At 67.6% G+C, this 19,156-nt stretch carries 19 protein-coding genes and 1 tRNA gene; 8 read left to right on the forward strand and 12 right to left on the reverse strand.

Annotated elements, in window-relative coordinates:
• Positions 1–122: 122 nt before the first annotated feature.
• From AC1RM6_RS22325 to AC1RM6_RS22335, 3 genes are all read left to right on the forward strand, one after another.
• The gene (locus tag AC1RM6_RS22325) at positions 123–1,481 is read left to right on the forward strand and encodes a methyl-accepting chemotaxis protein (protein WP_493105275.1); all 1,359 of its coding nucleotides are present in this window, start codon (positions 123–125) and stop codon (positions 1,479–1,481) included.
• 93 nt (positions 1,482–1,574) lie between these two features.
• A complete protein-coding gene (locus AC1RM6_RS22330; RefSeq protein ID WP_493105277.1) occupies positions 1,575–2,288 on the forward strand; it encodes an SDR family NAD(P)-dependent oxidoreductase in 714 nt (237 codons plus the stop codon).
• Complete coding sequence (locus tag AC1RM6_RS22335) at positions 2,278–3,261, forward strand: 50S ribosomal protein L11 methyltransferase (RefSeq protein ID WP_493105278.1); 984 nt, start codon at positions 2,278–2,280, stop codon at positions 3,259–3,261. The genes AC1RM6_RS22330 and AC1RM6_RS22335 overlap by 11 nt, the downstream gene beginning before the upstream one ends.
• A gap of 166 nt (positions 3,262–3,427) precedes the next feature.
• Here AC1RM6_RS22335 and AC1RM6_RS22340 read toward each other — a convergent pair whose 3' ends face one another.
• Positions 3,428–5,302, reverse strand: coding sequence for an ATP-binding protein (locus tag AC1RM6_RS22340; protein ID WP_493105280.1), 1,875 nt, complete (start codon positions 5,300–5,302; stop codon positions 3,428–3,430).
• A gap of 112 nt (positions 5,303–5,414) precedes the next feature.
• Positions 5,415–7,541 (reverse strand): NAD-dependent DNA ligase LigA, encoded by a 2,127-nt coding sequence (gene ligA / locus AC1RM6_RS22345; protein ID WP_493105282.1) that lies wholly within the window; start codon positions 7,539–7,541, stop codon positions 5,415–5,417.
• A gap of 31 nt (positions 7,542–7,572) precedes the next feature.
• Between ligA and AC1RM6_RS22350 the strand changes: the two genes are divergently transcribed.
• Together AC1RM6_RS22350 and AC1RM6_RS22355 are read left to right on the forward strand one after the other, a co-directional pair.
• Positions 7,573–8,538 (forward strand): MBL fold metallo-hydrolase, encoded by a 966-nt coding sequence (locus AC1RM6_RS22350; RefSeq protein ID WP_493105284.1) that lies wholly within the window; start codon positions 7,573–7,575, stop codon positions 8,536–8,538.
• Positions 8,539–8,540: 2 nt separating this feature from the next.
• Positions 8,541–8,945: a VOC family protein gene (locus AC1RM6_RS22355; protein ID WP_493105286.1), complete on the forward strand. Its 405-nt coding sequence runs from the start codon at positions 8,541–8,543 to the stop codon at positions 8,943–8,945.
• Here AC1RM6_RS22355 and AC1RM6_RS22360 read toward each other — a convergent pair.
• From AC1RM6_RS22360 to AC1RM6_RS22370, 3 genes are all read right to left on the reverse strand, one after another.
• Positions 8,935–9,519 carry a hypothetical protein gene (locus AC1RM6_RS22360; RefSeq protein ID WP_493105288.1) on the reverse strand — a complete coding sequence of 195 codons (585 nt, stop codon included), beginning with the start codon at positions 9,517–9,519 and terminating at the stop codon, positions 8,935–8,937. The genes AC1RM6_RS22355 and AC1RM6_RS22360 overlap by 11 nt on opposite strands.
• A gap of 87 nt (positions 9,520–9,606) precedes the next feature.
• Positions 9,607–11,268, reverse strand: coding sequence for a DNA repair protein RecN (gene recN, locus AC1RM6_RS22365; protein WP_493105398.1), 1,662 nt, complete (start codon positions 11,266–11,268; stop codon positions 9,607–9,609).
• A gap of 188 nt (positions 11,269–11,456) precedes the next feature.
• Entirely contained in the window at positions 11,457–12,239 is a 783-nt protein-coding gene (locus AC1RM6_RS22370; RefSeq protein WP_493105290.1) for an outer membrane protein assembly factor BamD, read from the reverse strand.
• An 80-nt stretch (positions 12,240–12,319) separates the two neighbouring features.
• Here AC1RM6_RS22370 and AC1RM6_RS22375 point away from each other — a divergent pair, with 80 nt between their 5' ends.
• The gene (locus AC1RM6_RS22375) at positions 12,320–13,498 is read left to right on the forward strand and encodes a glycosyltransferase (RefSeq protein WP_493105292.1); all 1,179 of its coding nucleotides are present in this window, start codon (positions 12,320–12,322) and stop codon (positions 13,496–13,498) included.
• A 102-nt stretch (positions 13,499–13,600) separates the two neighbouring features.
• On the opposite strand, the gene AC1RM6_RS22380 is transcribed toward AC1RM6_RS22375, so the two are convergent.
• The 4 genes from AC1RM6_RS22380 to yajC are packed head-to-tail and all read right to left on the reverse strand — an operon-like array spanning position 13,601 to position 16,911.
• Positions 13,601–13,981 (reverse strand): MTH938/NDUFAF3 family protein, encoded by a 381-nt coding sequence (locus AC1RM6_RS22380; protein ID WP_493105294.1) that lies wholly within the window; start codon positions 13,979–13,981, stop codon positions 13,601–13,603.
• A complete protein-coding gene (secF, locus tag AC1RM6_RS22385) occupies positions 13,981–14,946 on the reverse strand; it encodes a protein translocase subunit SecF (RefSeq protein ID WP_493105296.1) in 966 nt (321 codons plus the stop codon). The genes AC1RM6_RS22380 and secF overlap by 1 nt, the downstream gene beginning before the upstream one ends.
• A 14-nt stretch (positions 14,947–14,960) precedes the next feature.
• Positions 14,961–16,562 carry a protein translocase subunit SecD gene (secD, locus tag AC1RM6_RS22390; RefSeq protein ID WP_493105298.1) on the reverse strand — a complete coding sequence of 534 codons (1,602 nt, stop codon included), beginning with the start codon at positions 16,560–16,562 and terminating at the stop codon, positions 14,961–14,963.
• A 7-nt stretch (positions 16,563–16,569) separates the two neighbouring features.
• The gene (gene yajC, locus AC1RM6_RS22395) at positions 16,570–16,911 is read right to left on the reverse strand and encodes a preprotein translocase subunit YajC (protein WP_493105300.1); all 342 of its coding nucleotides are present in this window, start codon (positions 16,909–16,911) and stop codon (positions 16,570–16,572) included.
• A 140-nt stretch (positions 16,912–17,051) separates the two neighbouring features.
• Between yajC and AC1RM6_RS22400 the strand changes: the two genes are divergently transcribed.
• Positions 17,052–17,128: transfer RNA gene (locus AC1RM6_RS22400), tRNA-Pro, on the forward strand.
• Between the two features lie 158 nt (positions 17,129–17,286).
• Positions 17,287–17,904, forward strand: coding sequence for a hypothetical protein (locus tag AC1RM6_RS22405; protein WP_493105302.1), 618 nt, complete (start codon positions 17,287–17,289; stop codon positions 17,902–17,904).
• 99 nt (positions 17,905–18,003) lie between these two features.
• Here AC1RM6_RS22405 and AC1RM6_RS22410 read toward each other — a convergent pair whose 3' ends face one another.
• The 3 genes from AC1RM6_RS22410 to AC1RM6_RS22420 all read right to left on the reverse strand — a co-directional run bounded on the left by AC1RM6_RS22410 (position 18,004) and on the right by AC1RM6_RS22420 (position 19,123).
• Positions 18,004–18,357 (reverse strand): PilZ domain-containing protein, encoded by a 354-nt coding sequence (locus AC1RM6_RS22410; protein ID WP_493105303.1) that lies wholly within the window; start codon positions 18,355–18,357, stop codon positions 18,004–18,006.
• A gap of 5 nt (positions 18,358–18,362) precedes the next feature.
• Complete coding sequence (locus AC1RM6_RS22415; RefSeq protein ID WP_493105305.1) at positions 18,363–18,758, reverse strand: PilZ domain-containing protein; 396 nt, start codon at positions 18,756–18,758, stop codon at positions 18,363–18,365.
• A gap of 119 nt (positions 18,759–18,877) precedes the next feature.
• Positions 18,878–19,123: a hypothetical protein gene (locus AC1RM6_RS22420; protein WP_493105307.1), complete on the reverse strand. Its 246-nt coding sequence runs from the start codon at positions 19,121–19,123 to the stop codon at positions 18,878–18,880.
• Positions 19,124–19,156: the final 33 nt, after the last annotated feature.

Here is a 19,156-nt window from a genome sequence, read left to right on the forward strand (position 1 = left end):
GCCCGGAATCGTCCGGATCGCACCGATCATCGCTAACTGGTCATTTACCAATGACGGCTATCCCGTTCCCAACCGACGGGATTCGCCGGTCGCCATATAGCTGAATGGGAAGCGGACTGATCATGACGACGGGGCACATCGACGGCGGAATGACGCTCACCGACGAACAGATCGGCGCCAAGCTGGCGATCTATGATGCCAATGGCGACCTGGGCACGCTGCTCGCCCCGATCTGGCATGAAGCCGGCGCGATCTTCGACGACCTGCGCGCGCAGGCGCCGGCGCTGATGAGCCGCAACGCGACCGCGCAGATGGCGCTGGCGGCGATCACCCGTATCACCGACCCGGTCGAAGGCATGATCGCCCAGTGGCGGCATATGCTCACCAGCCCGATCGACACCGCCAGCCTGCGCGCGACGCTCGGCACGGTGATCGACAGCCATAATCGCGGCAATGATTTCTCGCGCCTCGCCAAATATACCAACGACCAGATCGCGGTGTTGTGCAACGCGCTCCATGGCCGCTTCGCCGACCGTCCCGAATTCGTCTCGACCAGCATCTCGGCGCTGGTCACGCTGCATTCGCTCTATCTCGACCTGTCGCTGATGCAGATCGGCGCGCTGTCGCATGCGAGCAAGACCCGCGCGCTGTCGACCGAAGGCCTGCAGTTCCGCTCGACCATCTCCGATGCGCTGACCCGCGCGGTCGGCGATTCGCGCGGGCTGCGCAAGCGCACCGGCCATACCTCGTCGGCCGCCCGCGGCATGCTCGGCAAGGCCTCCGAGGTCGCTGCCGCCGCCGAACAGTCGGCGCTGGCGATGCGCGAGGCCGCCCACACCGCCGCCGGCCTGATCCGCGCGATCGAGGAGAGCCGTGCCGAGGTCGAGGTCGCCGCCCAGATCGCCACCCGCGCCGCCGACCGTTCGGTCCATGCCGTCGCTTTGTCCGAAGTGCTGTCCGACCATGCGCTCGCGATCGAATCGATCCTCGGCCTGATCCGCGACATCGCCGGCCAGACCAACCTGCTCGCGCTCAACGCGACGATCGAGGCGGCCCGCGCCGGCGACGCCGGCCGCGGCTTCGCGGTGGTCGCGCAGGAGGTGAAGAGCCTCGCCAGCCAGACCGCCCGCGCCACCGACGATATCGCCGCCAAGATCGCCGCGATCCAGGCCGCGACTCGCCAGACCGTCGACGCCAATGGCGCGATCCGTGACATCGTCGGCGAGGTCCAGAGTTCGGCCGAGCGCATCCGTTCGACGATGGAGACCCAGGCGCAGACCGTCACGATGATCACCGCCGCGGTCGACGAGACCGCGCTGGCCGCCGATTCGATGTCGAGCACGATCTCGGCGATCCGCAGCGACACCGAGACCGTCGCCGGCGAGATCGACGAGCTCGAGGCCGGTTTCCGCGGGGTCGACGACGAACTGTCGCGCCTCGAAACCCTGACCGGCGACTTCGTCTCGCGCCTCGCGGCATAAACCGCCGCAACCGGGGACCGTTTCGTCCCCGTTGCGGCCACCCGCTCCGCTTGCCCCTTTCCCGGACGGCGCCGCGCGCCTAACTGCGCGGTCATGACCACGAACATATTGGTGACCGGCAGCAGCCGGGGAATCGGCGCCGCGATCGTCGCGCGCCTGGCGCAGCAGGATGATGTGCGGATTATCGGCCATCGATCGGCCGACGGCGACGATAATATCATCGCCGCCGACCTCGCCGATCCGGGCGCGCCGCGCCGGCTCTGGGACCAGGCGCTGGCGCTGCTCGACGGGCGGATCGACGTGCTGATCAACAATGCCGGGGTGTTCGAGACCGCCGCGCTCGAGGCGCCCGACACCGCCTGGTCGGATGCCTGGGCGCGGACGCTGCAGATCAACCTGACCGCGTCGGCCGAACTCAGCAGGCTCGCGGTGCTCCATTTCCGCCGGCACGACGGCGGCCGCATCGTCAACATCGCCAGCCGCGCCGCCTATCGCGGCGACAGCCCCTCGCACTGGCATTATGCCGCGTCGAAGGCGGGGATGATCGGCATCACCAAGACGATCGCGCGCGGCTATGCGCACGAGAATATCCTCGCCTTCGCCATCTGTCCGGGCTTTACCAGAACCGGCATGGCCGAGGACTATCTCGAGAGTCGCGACGGCGAGCAACTGCTCGCCGACATCCCGCTGGGGCGGGTCGCCGAACCCGACGAGGTCGCCGAGGCCGCGTCTTTCCTGGCGCTTCAGGCGCCGCCGTCGATGACCGGTGCGGTGATCGACATCAACGGGGCCAGCTATGTCCGCTAAACTACGCCGGGGCGACGAACCGAAGGGTGACGGGGTGACCGGCTTTCCGTTCAACGCGGCGCGCGAAGGCAGCTGGCGGATCAGCCTGCCCTGCACCAAGGCCGAGGCCGAACGCTTGGCCGAGGATGTCCCCGAGCTCGCCGAGCTCGATCCGCTGCCGACGCTGATGACCAGCGAGCCCGATCCCGACAAGCCCGACGCATGGCAGCTCGACGTCTATTGCGAGCAGCAGCCCGACAAGGCGCTGATCGAGCTGGTCCGCGGTCTCGTGCCGTCGGCGAAGCGGATCAAACCGCAGATCGAGCATATTCCCGAGGAAGACTGGGTCACCCTCTCGCAGGCCGGACTCGAGCCGATCCGTGCCGGGCGCTTCTTCGTCCACACCCCCGCCAATGCGACCGACATTCCCGACGGGCTGACCCCGTTCATGATCGATGCCGGCCGCGCGTTCGGCACCGGCCATCACGAGACCACGACCGGTTGCCTCGAAATGCTCGATCACCTCAAGCGGGCGGGCCTGCGATTCGACGATATCGCCGATGTCGGCACCGGCACCGGGCTGCTCGCCTTCGCGGCGCGCGCGCTCTGGCCAGCGGCGAAGGTCATCGCATCGGACATCGATCCGGTGTCGATCGAGGTCACGCTCGAAAATGCCACGGTCAATCGCGTCCCCGTCGGACGTACCCGCGGGCGGGTCGAGCTGGTCGTCGCCCCCGGCCTCGCCCACCCCCGCCTGAAGGCGCGAGCACCCTATGACCTGCTGATCGCGAACATCCTCGCCGGCCCGCTGATCGAGCTGGCGCCGGTGTTCGCCGATGCGCTGCTGCCCGGCGGCTCGCTGATCCTCGCCGGCCTGCTCGACACCCAGGCCGACGCGGTTGCCGCCGCCTATCGCCGCCACGGCCTCTACCTCGCCCGCCGCCACACCCGCGGCGACTGGCCGACCCTGCGCATGGTCAAGCGGCGGCGCTAAAGCCGATAAGGCGCCAGGCGCGACATGTGAGGGGTCGCCATTTGCGTCAGGCCGCGGCGAAAATGGTGCGGTCCGAGACCCGGAGCGCAGCGTACTTCATGTACGTGAGCACCGGAAGCGAAGGACGGCGCCATTTGCAGCCCGGCATGGCGCAAATGGCGGCCCCTCACGCGGGCCGATTGGCTCCCGCCCCATCCATGACTTCGCGCACCTTGATCGCGAGCTGGGTGACGCTGAACGGCTTGGGCAGGAAGGCGACCCCGGCATCGAGCATGCCGTTATGGACCACCGCGTTGCGGGTATAGCCGGTGGTGTAGAGGACCTTGAGGTCGGGGCGCTTCTCGGTCGCGGCATCGGCGAGCTTGCGGCCATTCATGTCGGGCATCACGATATCGGTGAACAGCATCGTGATCTGCGGCTGGCTATCGATCGCCTTGAGCGCCTCGAAACCATTCTCCGCCGAGATCACGACATAACCGAGCTCGCGCAGCGCATCGACCGAGAAGTGCCGCACCCGCTGTTCATCCTCGACCACCAGGATCACCTCGCCCGGCTGGGCGGTCGGCAGCACGCTTTCGGGCGGACGCGAAGTCCGCGGCTCGACCGCCTCGCCCATATGGCGCGGCAGATAGAGCTTCACCGTCGTGCCCTGGCCGGGCTCCGAATAGATCGCGATATGGCCGCCCGTCTGCTTGGCGAAGCCGTAGATCTGGCTGAGGCCGAGGCCGGTGCCCTTGCCCAGCGGCTTGGTGGTGAAGAAGGGATCGAAAGCGCGCGCGATCACCTCGGGGGTCATGCCGGTGCCGGTGTCGGACACGCTGATCATCACATATTGGCCGGGGGTGACCTCGGCACGGTCGCGCGCATATTCGTCGTCGAGATAGGCATTGGCGGTCTCGATCGTCACCCGGCCGCCCTCGGCCATCGCGTCGCGGGCGTTGACCGACAGATTGACCAGCGCATTTTCGAGCTGGCCCGGATCGACGAAGGCACGCCACAGCCCGCCCGACAGGACGGTCTCGACCATATATTGCTCGCCCATCGTCCGGCGCAGCAATTCGGACATGCCGGCGACGAGCTTGTTGATGTCCAGCGTGATCGGCGCGAGCGGGGTCTGCCGCGAAAAGGCGAGCAGCCGCGCGGTGAGCGCCGCGGCGCGTTCGGCGCCCTCATAGGCATTGTTGATGCAGCGCTTGAGCCGTTCGGGGTCGCCTTCGAGACGCCGCCGCGCCAGATCGAGGCTGCCGATCACGATCGCCAGCATATTGTTGAAGTCGTGGGCGATGCCCCCGGTGAGCTGCCCGATCGACTCCATCTTCTGCATCTGGCGGATCTGGTCCTCGGCCGCCTCGAGCCGCTCGATCTGCTCGCGGATCGCGCGCTCGGCGGCGATCGCCACGTCGCGGGCGGCGGTGAGTTCGACCTCGCGGCGTCGGGCGTCGCGCAGGATCGTTCCCGCCACTGCGAGCACCAGCAGCACCGTCAGCACCAGGCTCGCGCCCAGCCCGTAGACGAGACGGTCGGTCTCGGTGCGGCGCAGGGCCAGCAGCCCGCGCTCGGTCCCGGCCATCTTCTCGATCTGCCCGGTGACCATCGCCATCAGTTGCGGACCGCGCACCGCGAGATCGGCGGGGATCATCCTGCCATCGTCGTAGCGCGCGGCGTTGACGCGGGCGAAGCTCAGCCGCTGGGCGATCAGGCTGCGCAACCGCGCCAGATTGGCGATCTGCACCGGATTGTCGCGGACCTCCCACGACAGCTCGTCGAGCGCGGCGTCGAGCCGCTCGCCGGTCTGGACGGTGCTCGACCGCATCGCCTGCTCATGGGTCAGCATATAGCCGCGCGTGTCGGATTCGATCGTCCGGATCATCTCCGAGACATGGTTTAGCCGGAGCTGGACCTGCAGCGCATGCTGCACCCATTCGTTCGATCGCGCCTGCGCACGCACCAGAAACAGCGCAAGCAGCGCCGCGAGGATCGCCACAGCGAGCCCCGCGATCGACAGAACCGGAGCCCCCCTGGTTGCGATGCCCGCGCGCATGATCCCGCCTTATCCACAACCCTTCGCCGCGACCAAGCGAAAAGGCGCCTAGGGGCATTAACTTATGTAGGAAAGCCTAGGAAAAGGATTGCAATATGTTTCGCAATCGAAATTATCCGGCCTTTGCGACGATCTCCGCCCAGCCCGCCTCGTCGACGACCCTGATCCCGAGATCGGCGGCTTTCTTCAGTTTAGATCCCGCCCCCGGCCCTGCCACGACCAGATCGGTCTTCGCCGACACCGATCCCGCGACCTTCGCGCCCAAAGCCTCGGCCTGCGCCTTGGCCTCGTCGCGCGACAGCGTCTCGAGGCTGCCGGTGAAGACCACGGTCTTGCCGCTGACTTCGGAGGCGCGGGTCTCGTGGATCAGGTCGGCGGGCGCGACCTGGCTCAGCAGATCGGCGACCGCGTCCTGGTTATGCGGTTCGGCGAAGAAATCGATCAGCGCGAACGCCACCTCGGGGCCGACCCCCGGCGTCTCGATGATCGCCGCCAGTTCCTTGGCGCCGCGCTGGGCGAATTTCTCGTCGCTTTCGCCGATCGCCTGGATCATCGCGCCCCGCGCCTCGATCGCCCGGTCGATCATCGCCTTGAGCGCATCCCAGCTGCGATAGCGCCGCGCGAGGTCGCGCGCGGTGACCTCGCCGACATGGCGGATGCCCAGCGCGAACAGGAAGCGGTCGAGCGACGGCGCGCGCTTGGCGTCGATCGCCGCGATCAGATTGGCGGCCGACAGTTCGGCCCAGCGCTCGCGGGTCAGCAGCGTCTCTCGGGTCAGCCGGAAGATGTCCGCCGGCGCCTCGACCAGCCTGTCGCGGAAGAAGCTCTCGATATGGACCAACCCGAGCCCCTCGATGTCGAGCGCGTGGCGCGACACGAAATGGCGCAGCCGCTCGACCCGTTGCGCGGGACAGATCAGCCCGCCGGTGCAGCGGTAATCGACCTCGCCGGGCTCGCGCTCGGCCGCCGACCCGCATTCGGGACAGGTCTGGGGGAAAGGCCAGGCGCCACGCGCTTCGTCGCGCGACAGATTCTCGACGATCTGCGGGATCACGTCGCCCGCACGCTGCAACACCACCCGGTCGCCCGGCCAGACGTTCAGCCGCCCGACCTCATCGGCATTGTGCAGGGTCGCGTTGGTGACGACGACGCCCCCGACCGTCACCGGTTCGAGCCGCGCGACCGGGGTCAGCTTGCCGGTGCGCCCGACCTGGATGTCGATCGCCTTGAGCTGGGTCTGCGCCTTTTCGGCCGGAAACTTGTGCGCGATCGCCCAGCGCGGCGCCTTGGCGACGAAGCCGAGCCGCTTCTGCCAGTCGAGCCGGTCGACCTTGTAGACGACCCCGTCGATGTCGAACGGCAGGTCGGCGCGACGCGCCTCGATGCCGCGATAATGGGCGAGCGCGGGTTCGGCGCCCTCGACCCGCACCAGATCGTCGGACACCGGCACGCCCCAGCCGGCGATCGCATCCATCACCCCCTTCTGGGTGTCGGCGGGAAGCCCCGACGCCTCGCCCCAGCCATGGGCGAGGAAGCGCAGCGGCCGCGATGCTGTGACGCTCGGATCCTTCTGGCGCAGCGAGCCGGCGGCGGCGTTGCGCGGATTGGCGAACTGGCGCGCCTTGGCCGGATCCTCGACTTCGGCGAGCATGCGTAGGTTGAGCGCGGTGAAATCGGCCTTGGCCATATAGACCTCGCCGCGAATCTCGAAAACCGCCGGAACGTCGCCGTCCAGCCGCTCGGGAATATCGTCGATATGCCGCACATTGGCGGTGACGTCCTCGCCGGTGGTGCCGTCGCCGCGCGTCGCCGCGAGCACCAGCACACCCTGTTCATAGCGCAGCGAGCAGGACAGGCCGTCGATCTTGGGCTCGGCGGTGAGCGCGACCGGCTCGGCTTCGGGCAGGCTGAGATAGCGCCGGATGCGCGCGACGAATTCGGCGACATCCTCGTCGGCAAAGGCATTGTCGAGGCTGAGCATCGGCAGCGCATGCGCGACCTTCGCCAGATGCCCCGACGGCGCCGATCCGACCAGCCGCGACGGCGAATCGGCGCGCACCAGCGCCGGAAAGCGCGCTTCGATCGCGGCGTTCTCGCGGACCAGCGCATCATAATCTGCATCCGAAATCTCGGGCGCGTCATCGCCATGATAGAGCGCATTGTGCCGCGCGATTTCGGCGGCTAGCGCGGCGAGGCGTTCGGAGGCTTCGGCCTCGCTTATCTGGTCGATCGGAGTCATGACCGGGTCCTAGCGCAAGGGGGGTGCGATCGTGAAGCTGTGGCTTGCAATGTTGATGCTCGTCGGTCTCGCACCGCCGGCGCTGGCCGATCCGGCGATGCGCGTCCATCTGCTCGGCACCGGCGGCCCCGAACTGACCCCCGACCGCCAGGGCTATGCGACGCTGGTCGAGGCGCCTGCCGACCTGCTGCTGTTCGACGTCGGCCGCGGCACCCTCCAGCGGCTCTACGAACAGCGGATCAACCCGAAACGGGTGACCCGGATCGTCCTGACCCATCTCCACAGCGACCATATCTCGGGACTGCCCGAGCTGTGGATGACGCCCTGGTTCCTGCTCGGCCGCACCGCGCCGATCGAGATCTGGGGGCCGCCGGGCACCGCGGCGATGGTCGCGGGGATGCGGGCGATGTACGGCCATGACGTGCAACTGCGCACCAATGCCTTCAATCCCGCCGCGGCGATCGCGGTCAAGGTTCACGAGGTCCGCCCTGGACCGATCTACGATCATGACGGGCTGCGCGTCTCGGCCTTCGCGGTCGAGCATGCCGATGGCGACCCGGCTTATGGCTATTCGATCGAGCGGGCCGGGCGTCGGGTCGTGCTGTCGGGCGACACCACCTACACCTCCGGCCTGTCGCAGGTGTCGCGCGGCGCCGATCTGCTCGTCCAGAATGTCATCGCCTTCTCGCCGCGGCTGTCGGCGATGCCCGAGATGCAGGGCGTCCTCGCCAAGCTCACCACCCCCGAACAGGCGGCGCGGCTGTTCAGGGAGGCGCGCCCGGGCCTCGCGGTCTTCTCGCACATCGTCAAGAAGGAGATGGGCGGCAAGGCCGGCGACGACATGATCGTCGCCCGCGTCCGCGCCGCCGGCTACGCCGGACCGGTCGCGATCGGCCATGACCGCGACATCGTCGAGATCGGCGACGCGCCACGGCTGCTCAAGGGCCCGTCGACCGACGGCCTGCCCGATCTCGACAGCAAGTCGGCGGCGTTCTGACGATGCAGCGGCTCGCTCTCACCGCGCTCGTCGTGCGTGACTATGACGAGGCGATCGCCTTCTATGTCGGCATCCTCGGCTTCGACCTGCGCGAGGACAGCCCGCTGACGGCCGACAAGCGCTGGGTGATCGTGGCGCCGCCGGGCAGCGAGGGCGGGCTTCTGCTTGCCCGGGCCGCCGACGAACGCCAGGCCGGCGCGATCGGCAACCAGAGCGGCGGCCGCGTCTTCCTGTTCCTCCACACCGACGATTTTGCCCGCGATCATGCCGCGTGGAGCGCGCGCGGGGTGCGCTTCGTCGAGGCGCCGCGTGCCGAGGCTTATGGCATGGTCGCGGTGTTCGAGGATCTCTACGGCAATCGCTGGGACCTGATCGAGCATCGAGCGCGCGATCTCGCTATCGGCTGACCCGCTGATATCGGTACGAATCGAGTTTCTGCCAGCTGCCGTCGCGCCATTCCTGGTTGGTCACCCGATATTCGCCGTCGCTCACCCGCTCGATCACCTGCTGCAGCCGCGCCGGCACCCCGACGATCACCGCGTCGCCTTCGAAAGTCGCGCGGCCGTTGCTCCAGCCCGCCGCGACGGTGCGGGTGGCGTTGGCGAGCGCGTCGAACGACAGGCTGACCCACTGGTTGGTCGCGACATTATAGGTGAGATAGCCGATGTCGGTGGTGCCGTTCGGATAATTGTCGCGAATCTCGAGCCACACCCCGCCCAGCGTCTTCGTCACCGTCGAGCTGCCCCTATCTCCGGGTTTGGCGTCGGCGGGCTTGGCCGGATCGGCGCCGTCGGCCTGCGCGACGATTTCCCATTTGCCGACCATCCAGTCGACGTCGCGCATCTGCGGCGCGGGCATGCCGAGCGATGCCCGGATCGCCGGCGTCGCGGCGATCTTCTGGTCGACCCGGTCGTAGAGATTGGGCGTTGCGAACGTCGGCGTCGCCAGCAGCGCCAACGCCATGATCGTGACTGTTTTCATCCAGGCCCCCGCCTCGCTCGATTTTCATCGATCATGGGCGGAATGGAGCATGCTTGCTATGCGGTAGATCACCCTAAGCGCGAAAGATCATGCCACCTCGAGCAAGCGCGCCGCCTGCGCGCGCGCCTCGGCGGTGACCTCGGCGCCCGACAGCATCCGGGCGATCTCCTCGCGCCGGTCGGCATCGTCGAGCGGGCGCACGCCGGTGCGGGTGACGAGCCCGTCATGGCTCTTGGCGATCAGCCAGTGCTGCTGCCCACGCGCGGCGACCTGCGGCGAGTGGGTCACCACCAGCACCTGCGCCTTGGCGGCAAGCCGGGCGAGCCGGTCGCCGATCGCGCTTGCGACCGCGCCGCCGACACCGCGGTCGATCTCGTCGAAGATCATCGTGCCCGCGCCCCCCTCTTCGGCGAGTGCGACCTTGAGCGCGAGGATGAAGCGCGACAATTCGCCGCCGCTGGCGATCTTGGCGAGCGGTGCGAACGGCGCCCCCGGATTGGTCGCGATCTCGAACTCCACCCGGTCGCGGCCATGCGCGGCCCACAGATTTTCCGGAAGCGTCTCGACGACGGTCTTGAAGCGCGCGGCATCGAGCTTGAGCGGCGCGAGTTCGCCCGCCACCGCCGCGTCGAGCCGTGCAGCGGCGGCCCGACGCGCTTCGCCGAGCGCCTGCGCGCGATCGAGATAGGCGGCGCGCGCCGCGGCGGCCTCCGCCTCGAGCCGCGCAAGGCCGGCGCCACCAGCCTCGATCCGGTCGAGCCGCGCCGCCAGCTCGGCGTGCAGCGCCGCCAGTTCATCGGGGGCGACCCGATGCTTGCGCGCCAGCGCGCGCAGATCGAACAGGCGGGTCTCGACCGCTTCGAGCCGGGCCGGATCGAAGCTCATCGCCTGGGCGGCGGCGGCCAGTCTGTCCTCGGCCTCGGACGCCTCGATCACCGCGCGGTCGAGCGCTTCGAGCGCTTCGGCCAGCAGCGGATGTTCCGGCGCGATCCGGTCGAGCCGGCGTGCCGCCTGACGCAGCGCCGCCAGCCCGCCTTCGGAGCCTTCGAGATGGGCGGAGACCGCGGTCAGGTCGTCGGTCAGCCGCGCGCCCTTCTGCATGTCGGTGCGCGCGCTCGCCAGTTCCTCTTCCTCGCCGGCCTCGGGCGCGAAACCGCCCAGTTCGGCGACGGCATGTTCGAGCCATTCGCGATCGCGCGCGGCGTTGTCGAGATCGGTGCGCGCGACGTCGAGCGCGTCCGCCGCCCGCCGCCAGGCGGCATGGGCCTCGCCGACACCGCGCACGTCGAGGCGGCCGAAGATATCGAGCAGCGCGCGATGGCCGCGGGCGTTGAGCAGCCCGCGATCGTCATGCTGGCCATGGATCTCGACCAGCATCGCCCCGAGTTCGCGCAGGGTCGAGGCGGACGCGGGCTGACCGTTGACCAGCGCCCGGCTGCCACCGTCGGCCTTGACGATGCGTCGGATCACCAACGGCTCGCCGGGCTCGCCGCCCAGGCCGTTCTCGTCGAGCAGCGCGGCGACCTGATGATCGGCCGGGAGATCGAAACTCGCGGTCACCACCGCCTGCTGCGCGCCATTGCGGACCAGCCCGCTGTCGGCGCGCACGCCGAGCGCCAGCCCCAGCGCATCGAGCAGGATCGACTTCCCCGCCCCGGTCTCTCCGGTGAGAGTCCCCAGGCCTTCGCCGAATTCGAGGTCGAGCGCCTCGATCAGCACGACGTCACGGATAGCGAGCGCGGTCAGCATCGCGGACATCTGTAGAACATCGCATGGCCGCGCGCCAAGCGATCCTCTGCCATCATGCCGATTTAACGGAGCCGCAGGGTCCGCAAGGCCGAACGGCCGCCGCGCCTTATTGGCGCGAAGCCAAGGTCAGCGGACGCTGACCGCCCGGCGTTTGAGGGCCAAGCGCAGCGCACAAATAACTCAGAAGATCACGCCTTCGGCGTTTTCTTCTGAATCAGCTGATAGGCATGCTCATACCATTTGCTGCCCGGATAGTTGGCGCCGAGCACCGCCGCCGACCGTTCGGCCTCGGTCGGCACACCGAGCGCCAGATAGCTCTCGGTCAGGCGCATCAGCGCTTCGGGGGCGTGGCTGGTGGTCGCATATTGATCGACCACGATCCGGAAGCGGATCACCGCCGCGAGCCAGTCGGCGCGCCGCTGGTAGAAGCGGCCGATCTCCATCTCCTTGCCGGCGAGATGGTCGTTGATCAGGTCGACCTTCACCCGCGCGTCGGCTGCGAATCGCGAATCGGGGTAACGCCGCATCAGCTCGTTCATCGCGTCGAGCGCTTCCTGGGTCGTCTTCTGATCGCGGGTGACGTCCTGGATCTGCTCATAATGATCCATCGCGATCAGGTAGAGCGCATAAGGCGCGTCGCGATTGCCGGGATGGATCGAGATGAAGCGCTGCGCCGAGGCGATCGAAGCGGTATAATCACGGGCCAGATAATAGCTGAACGCGCTCATCAGCTGTGCGCGGCGGGCCCAGGGCGAATAGGGATGCTGGCGCTCGACTTCGTCGAACAGGACCGCGGCCACCTTGTACTGGCGCTTGTCGAGCCGCTCCTTCGCCGCGTTGTAGAGCGTGTCCACGTCGCGGGCGACATATTTGGTGTCGGCCTTGTTTTTGTTGCTGGCGCAACCGGCCAGAGGGGTGACAAGGGCGGCGGCGATCAACAGGATGATCGGACGGGTGGCGTTACGCAGCATGGCCGCTTCTTAGCCGAGGGTAGAGGCAACGCCAATGGGGGATCGGTGAACCGAAATTCGATCGAAAGCGAAGTCGTGCAATGCTCAAGGTCCTGACCCTCTCGACGCTGTTTCCCGACGCCAGCCGCCCGACCTTCGGCGGCTTCGTCGAGCGGCAGACCCGGGCGCTGGCCGCCCGCCCCGATGTCGATCTGCGGGTGGTCGCACCGCTCGCGCTGCCGCCGTTTCGCTGGCTGCAACGGCACGCCAATTATCGCGCGCTGACCGAACTGCCGACGCGCGAGGACTGGAAGGGCCTCGACGTCTATCGTCCGCGCTTCTGGACGCTGCCGCGGATCGGCGAGCGGACCAATCCGATCGCGATGCGGCGCGCGCTGCTGCCGCTGCTCGAGACGATCCGGCGCGATTTCGCGTTCGATGTGATCGACGCCGAATTCTTCTATCCCGACGGGCCGGCGGCGGCCGGGCTCGCCCGCGCGCTCGGCGTTCCCTTCTCGATCAAGGCGCGCGGCACCGACATCAATTTCTGGGGACATCATGGGCCGAGCGCCGCGCAGATCCGCAAGGCCGGCCTCGCCGCCGACGGGCTGCTCGCGGTATCGGCCGCGCTCAAGCGCGAGATGGTGCGACTCGGCCTGCCCGAGGCGAAGATCAAGGTCCATCATACCGGGGTCGACCAGCGCGCATTCCGGCCGGTCGATCGCACCGCCGCCAAGGCCGCGCTGGCGATCGAAGGACCGTTGCTGCTGTCGATCGGCAACCTGATCCCGCCCAAGGGCCATCATCTGGTGATCGAGGCGATGGGCGCGCTCCCCGAGGCCAGCCTGCTCATCGTCGGGCGCGGGCCCTATCACGACACGCTGCAGGCGCAGATCGACGCCGCCGGGCTTGCCGGCCGGGTGCGTCTCACCGGGCCGCTGCCCCACGAGGAGATCCCGCCGCTGCTCGCCGCCGCCGATGCGCTGGTGCTCACCTCGCAGGCGGAGGGGCTCGCCAATGTCTGGGTCGAGGCGCTCGCTTGCGGCACCCCGATCGTCATCACCGATGTCGGCGGCGCGCGCGAGGTCGTCGACCGGCCGGCAGCCGGGCGGATCGTCGATGCCTCACCGCACGCTATCGCGGCCGGGGTGCGCGAGATATTGGCGAGCCCGCCGGCCCAGGCAGATGTCGCCGCAGCGGCGGCGCGCTTCACCTGGGAACGGAACAGCGAAGCGCTCTATGCGCATCTCGCGCATATCGTCGCACTGCACCGACTTTAGAGCATGTCCTGATCAGATTGATCAGGACATGCTCTAAATTGTCTTTGTTTGCCGCATTTTCCGAGCCGTCAGGTGATTCCACCCGACTTGAAAATGCTCTAGTCAGCCCAGCGGCATCAGCGCCGCGACGATCCAGCGGTCTTCGCCGCGCAGCACGTTCCAGGCGCGGGCCGCGGCGCGGCTGTCCATCACCTCGATCCCGAAACCCATCGCCTCGACCTGGATGGTGAAGGCCGGCGAGGGGCGGAGCATCCGCGGGCCCGATCCGAGGAGCAGGAATTCGGGCACGGGCATCGTCGCCAGCAGGTCGACCAGGTCGGCCGCGGCGAGCGCCTCGATCGACGGCGCCTGCCAGTCGCGCGCAGTCTCGGGGGTCAGCCACAGCCCGCCGGGGACGATCCGGTCGCCGACCCGATAGGCATTGCCCGAGAAGCCGGCGATGACCGGCCCGCTCGCCGGCTGCTCGCGATCGAAGCTTACCATCAGCCCTTGGGGCCGACGCGCTCGGCGCCCGGCCGGCCTTCCTTGGGCTTCTTGTCGAACTTCTGCGGTTCAAGGCCGAGCGTGATCAGCAGTGACGACGAGACATAGACCGACGAATAGGTGCCGACGACGATGCCGAGCATCATCGCCGCGGTGAAGCCGCGCAGCACATGGCCGCCGAACAGCAGCAGCGCGCCCAATGCGAGCATGATCGTCAGTGAGGTCATCACCGTCCGCGGCAGGGTCTCGTTGACCGACAGGTCGATCAGCGCCTTCATGTCCATCTGGCGATATTTGCGCATATTCTCGCGGATACGATCGTCGATCACCATCTTGTCGTTGATCGAATAGCCGATGATCGTCAGCACCGCCGCGACGATGTTGAGGTCGAATTCGAGCCGGGTCAGCGCGAAGAAGCCCAACGTCATCAGCACGTCGTGGACGATCGCGACGAAGGTCGAGACGCCGAACTGCCACTCGTAGCGGAACCAGGAGAAGACCGCGATGCCGAGCACCGCGAGCACCACCGCGAGGATGCCGTTCTCGATCAGCTCGTTCGAGACCTTGCCCGACACGGTGTCGTAGCGCGGGAAGGTGATTCCAGGATAGTCCTTGCGCAGCGCGTCGGAGACCTTGGCGACGACCTTGTTGTTCGCGCCCTCGTCGCTGCTTGCGGGCAGCGGCAGGCGGATCGAGACGCTGTTCGGATCGCCGAACTGCTGGAGCGCGCCCTGGCCGACGCCGAGGCCGTCGATCGTGCCGCGGACCTTGTCGAGCGGCGGCGGCGAGGTGAACTTCGCCTCGATCATCAGGCCGCCGACGAAGTCGACACCCAGGTTGAGCCCGCGCATCCCGACCAGCGCGATCGACGCGACCGTCAGCAGCGCGGTCAGCACGAAGGCGATGTGGCGAACGCGGACGAAGCCGATATTGGTATCGTCGGGGACGAGTTTCAGCAAACGCATGGGACTCTATCCGATCAGACGTTGAGCGTGGTCGGCCGCGTCTTGCGCAGCCAATGGGCGACGAGCATGCGGGTGAAGACCACCGCGGTGAACACCGAGGTCGCGATGCCGATCAGCAGCACCAGCGCGAACCCCTTCACCTGCGCCGACCCGAGCACGAACATGATGCCGCCCGCGATCGCATGGGTGACGTTCGCCTCGAAGATCGTCCGGCTCGCTTCCTTATAGCCGAGCTCGACCGCCTGGAACGGGGTTCGGCCACGCTTGAACTCCTCGCGGATGCGCTCGTTGATCAGCACGTTGGCGTCGACCGCGGTACCGATGGTGAGCACGAAGCCGGCGATGCCGGGCAGGGTCAGGGTGCCGTTGAACAGCGCCATCACCCCCAGGATCACGAAGATGTTAATCACCACCGCGCAGTCGGCGTAGAAGCCGAACCGACCATAGCTGACCAGCATGAAGATCACGACCGCGGCCGCGGCGATCGCCGCGGCGGTGGTGCCCGCCTTGATCGAATCGGCACCGAGTTCGGGGCCGACGGTGCGTTCCTCGACCACCTTGAGCGCGACCGGCAGCTTGCCCGATCGCAGCGCGATCGCGAGCTGGTTGGCGCTGTCGGTGGTGAAACGGCCCGAAATGCGCGCCTGGCCGCCGAGAATCGGCTCGTTGATGCTCGGCGCCGAGATCACGCTGCCGTCGAGGATCATCGCGAACGGCTTGCCGGTATTCTCCTGGGTGACCCGCGCGAATTTGCGGCCGCCCTCGGCGTTGAAGGTGATGTTGACGATGGCTTCGTTGGTCTGGCTGTCGAACGCCTGCTTGGCGTCGATCACTTCGTCGCCGGTGATGATCGCGCGGCGCTTGACCGCGATCACCGGCACTCCGAGCGGATTGTTCGGATAAGGCAGGACTTCGCTGCCGACCGGCGCGCGGCCCGACGCGAGCTGGTCCGGAGTCGCCATCTGGTCGACCAGCTTGAACTCGAGCTTGGCGGTCTTGCCGATCAGCGCCTTGAGCGCCGAGGGGTCCTGGAGGCCCGGCACCTGAACGAGGATGCGATCCTTGCCCTGGCGGACGATGTTCGGCTCCTTGGTGCCGAGTTCGTCGATGCGCTTGCGGACGACTTCGGTCGCCGACAGCATCGCGCTGTCGACCGCGGCGGCAAGGCCCTGGTCGGTCTGGGTCAGGACGACCCGCGTTCCGTCGACGACACGGACGTCCCAATCGCGCTGGCCGGTCATCCCGCTCGGCTGGGTCAGGGTGCGCAACCGCTCGACCGCGGTATCGAGCTGCGATCCGTTGCGTACGGCAAAAGACAGCCGTCCATCGATCGTCGAGATGTCGCCGATGTCGATCTTGGGATCGTTGCGGCGCAGCTCGAGGCGGACCTGGTCCTCCATCTTGGCGAGATTCTGCTTGGCGAGGTCGGCGGTATCCGCCTCGAGCATCAGATGGCTGCCGCCCGAAAGGTCGAGCCCCAGATTGATGCGCGGCAGATGGCCGAGGCCGATCCGGTCGGTGGTCGCCTCGGGGACGAAGCTGGGCACGGCGAGCAGCACGCCGGCGAGGAGCACCAGGATGATGCTCCAGACCTTCCACGGGGGGAAATCGAGCATCGTGCGATCAGTCGTTCGCGGGCTTGGTCGAGCCGGCGGTGCGGACGTCGGAGAGCGTCGCCTTCACCACCTTGACCCGCACGTTCGGGGCGATCTCGACCTCGACCTCGGTCTCGTCGACCCGGGTCACCTTGCCGATCAGCCCGCCGCCGGTGACGACGGTGTCGCCCTTCTTGACCGCGTCGACCGTCTTGCGATGATCGTTGGCGCGCTTCTGCTGCGGGCGGATGAGCAGAAAATAAAAGATCACGAAGATGAAGATCAGCGGTGCGAACTGCATGATCATCGCCATGCCGCTGCCGTCGGCGGTGGCGCCCGTAGCCTGTGCGAAAGCCGGTGAAGCGAACATGATTTGGCGGTGTCCCCGGAAATGGATGCGGGCCGCACAGGCGGCCTCGAAGTGGCGCGCCGCCTATCACGTTCGTGGGGCAAGGCGCAACCGGGCGCTTGCCAAGCGGAGAATCGCCGCCTAAAGCGCGCAGCCTTGGACGGGGCGTGGCGCAGCCTGGTAGCGCACTTGACTGGGGGTCAAGGGGTCGCAGGTTCGAATCCTGTCGCCCCGACCAAGCAAAAGCCGGGTCAGAAATGACCCGGCTTTTTTGCGTCTGTCCCATACCGCAGAGATGCATCCATTCCGGACCAACCTCGATTGACCCGGCGTGCGAAATGCCCATGCTTGTCGCGAACGAAGATGGGGATCTTCGTTCTTCACGAGGGGGTAAAGATGAATATCCGGATTTTTGCGACGGGCGCGGCTGCGCTCGCCACGACGCTATGCGTGCCTGCCGTCGCGCAGGTCCCGGTCACCGCGGTCGCACCGCCGAGCGGCAATTTGCTGCCGAGCAATACCGAATTGCTGCTGTCGACCAACCGCGAGGTGAATTCGAAGAGCGTCAAGGAAGGCCAGAAGTTCGAGCTGTCGGTCGCGCGCGACGTCATGCTCGGCAATTATATCGTCATTCCGCGCGGCACCCGCGGATGGGGACAGATCAGCTATCGCACCGGCAAGGGCGCGTTCGGCAAATCGGCCAAGATGGAGTTCGATCTGACCGAGATCGAACTGGGCGGTCGGCACATCCCGATCTCGGGCCATTATCGCGTCGAGGGCCAGGGCAATACCGGTGCGGCCGTCGGCGCGGTGGTCGCCGTTGGGCCGTTCGGCGCCTTCGTGACCGGGCGTAGCGCGGTAATCACGCAGGGCACCGAATATAAGGGTTATACGCGCGAGCAGCTGGCGGTCGCACTGCCGGACGGCAGTGCGACGGTGCAGCCCGCCGCCGCACCGGCTCCTGTCACGGCGACCGTGATCCAGACCAGCGCGCCGACTCCGTCCGCGCACTGACCGTTACCCGGCATGGTGGGAGATTCATACGAATCGCCCGCCATGCCGATATCGAATCGGCGGCGCCGTACTGATTCGGCGCCGCATTTTCCCGTCGGCTCAGGCGTGCGCGGTGACGATCCCGTTGAGCTGCGCGGGGGTCAGCGGGGTCTGGAATTTGAGGCCGAAGCGGCCGCCCCGCGCCCAGACGACCCGCGCCAGCGTTTCGAATCCCCGCCAGTGGACGAACACCAGGCTGTTCGACGGCGCTCCGACGCCGCTGTGCGCGAGCGCGCCCTGCAGCGACAGATCGAGCACATGGACCGGGGTCAGCGCTCCGTCGATCACCATCATCGCATCGAGCGCGACCGTCCAGCGGCGGTCGCGGCGCTTGTTCGCATCGGCCGGGACCGGCGCCGCGCGGAACGATGGCGGCATCGGCTGCGACCGCGACCTGAAGAGACTGCTCAGCATATTGCTCACCCTGCCATCTGCGAAACGAACGGCGGACAGCCCGCCTTGAACACCGGGCTGCCGACGATCGCAGCATGCAGCTCGTCATGGGTCAGCGGTTCGAGGAAGCGGCAGCCGCAGCGCTCGCCATCGATCCAGCGTACCTCGGCGTCGCGCCAGCCGATCAGCGGCACCTCGAACCGCACGATCGATCCGGCGACCAGATCGGCATTGCCGCGGGTCGCGAGACCATCCTGCGAGATGTTGGTGATGGTGACCCCGCTGACCGATTCGTCGTCGGACAACAGGCTGTCGAACGACAGCCGTGGCGACGGGATCAGCCGCCCCTTGAACTGGACATCGTGGCGCGGCTCTTCGCGCTCGTCATAGCTGCCGATGCCGAATCCATCGAGGCTGATCATCCAAACGCTCCGCTACTCGCAATCCTGTGAGCGACGGATAGCGGCTGCGGCGTGTGCGACGGGTTAGGATTGGTGGCTAACGCCGCTTAAACCATTTGCCGCCCGTCGATGGGCGGGTTTCAGCACCAGCCGGTATCGCCCCCCAGCGAACGCGATGGCAACCAGGCGCCGTCGTCGCGCTTGTCGACGATCTGGACGATCCGCACCGACGGCGCCGTCATCCAGAAAGGCGGCGCCGCCTTGCCCCAGGGATCGGCGAGGTGATCGTCGAGACGCACGCCAGGGACGCGCTGCAGCGCCCAGACATAATGATCGGTGGCCCCCGGCCGCCAGTCATCCAGCCATGCTCTGTCGTTGGTCGTCATCCTGCGTCCCATCCCCCACGAATCGGCGCGCTT

It is taken from the genome of Rhizorhabdus sp. GW822-FHT03C02 (assembly GCF_058801765.1).

Coding starts and splice junctions, on each gene's coding strand:
- AC1RM6_RS22405 (WP_493105302.1), top strand. CDS start 17,287: ATGAATATCCGGATTTTTGCGACGGGCGCGGCTGCGCTCGCCACGACG.
- ligA (WP_493105282.1), bottom strand. CDS start 7,541: ATGACTCCGATCGACCAGATAAGCGAGGCCGAAGCCTCCGAACGCCTC.
- secF (WP_493105296.1), bottom strand. CDS start 14,946: ATGCGTTTGCTGAAACTCGTCCCCGACGATACCAATATCGGCTTCGTC.
- AC1RM6_RS22360 (WP_493105288.1), bottom strand. CDS start 9,519: ATGAAAACAGTCACGATCATGGCGTTGGCGCTGCTGGCGACGCCGACG.
- AC1RM6_RS22375 (WP_493105292.1), top strand. CDS start 12,320: ATGCTCAAGGTCCTGACCCTCTCGACGCTGTTTCCCGACGCCAGCCGC.
- recN (WP_493105398.1), bottom strand. CDS start 11,268: ATGCTGACCGCGCTCGCTATCCGTGACGTCGTGCTGATCGAGGCGCTC.
- AC1RM6_RS22370 (WP_493105290.1), bottom strand. CDS start 12,239: ATGCTGCGTAACGCCACCCGTCCGATCATCCTGTTGATCGCCGCCGCC.
- AC1RM6_RS22380 (WP_493105294.1), bottom strand. CDS start 13,981: ATGGTAAGCTTCGATCGCGAGCAGCCGGCGAGCGGGCCGGTCATCGCC.
- AC1RM6_RS22325 (WP_493105275.1), top strand. CDS start 123: ATGACGACGGGGCACATCGACGGCGGAATGACGCTCACCGACGAACAG.
- AC1RM6_RS22330 (WP_493105277.1), top strand. CDS start 1,575: ATGACCACGAACATATTGGTGACCGGCAGCAGCCGGGGAATCGGCGCC.
- AC1RM6_RS22335 (WP_493105278.1), top strand. CDS start 2,278: ATGTCCGCTAAACTACGCCGGGGCGACGAACCGAAGGGTGACGGGGTG.
- AC1RM6_RS22415 (WP_493105305.1), bottom strand. CDS start 18,758: ATGATCAGCCTCGATGGATTCGGCATCGGCAGCTATGACGAGCGCGAA.
- AC1RM6_RS22340 (WP_493105280.1), bottom strand. CDS start 5,302: ATGCGCGCGGGCATCGCAACCAGGGGGGCTCCGGTTCTGTCGATCGCG.
- AC1RM6_RS22355 (WP_493105286.1), top strand. CDS start 8,541: ATGCAGCGGCTCGCTCTCACCGCGCTCGTCGTGCGTGACTATGACGAG.
- AC1RM6_RS22420 (WP_493105307.1), bottom strand. CDS start 19,123: ATGACGACCAACGACAGAGCATGGCTGGATGACTGGCGGCCGGGGGCC.
- AC1RM6_RS22410 (WP_493105303.1), bottom strand. CDS start 18,357: ATGCTGAGCAGTCTCTTCAGGTCGCGGTCGCAGCCGATGCCGCCATCG.
- secD (WP_493105298.1), bottom strand. CDS start 16,562: ATGCTCGATTTCCCCCCGTGGAAGGTCTGGAGCATCATCCTGGTGCTC.
- yajC (WP_493105300.1), bottom strand. CDS start 16,911: ATGTTCGCTTCACCGGCTTTCGCACAGGCTACGGGCGCCACCGCCGAC.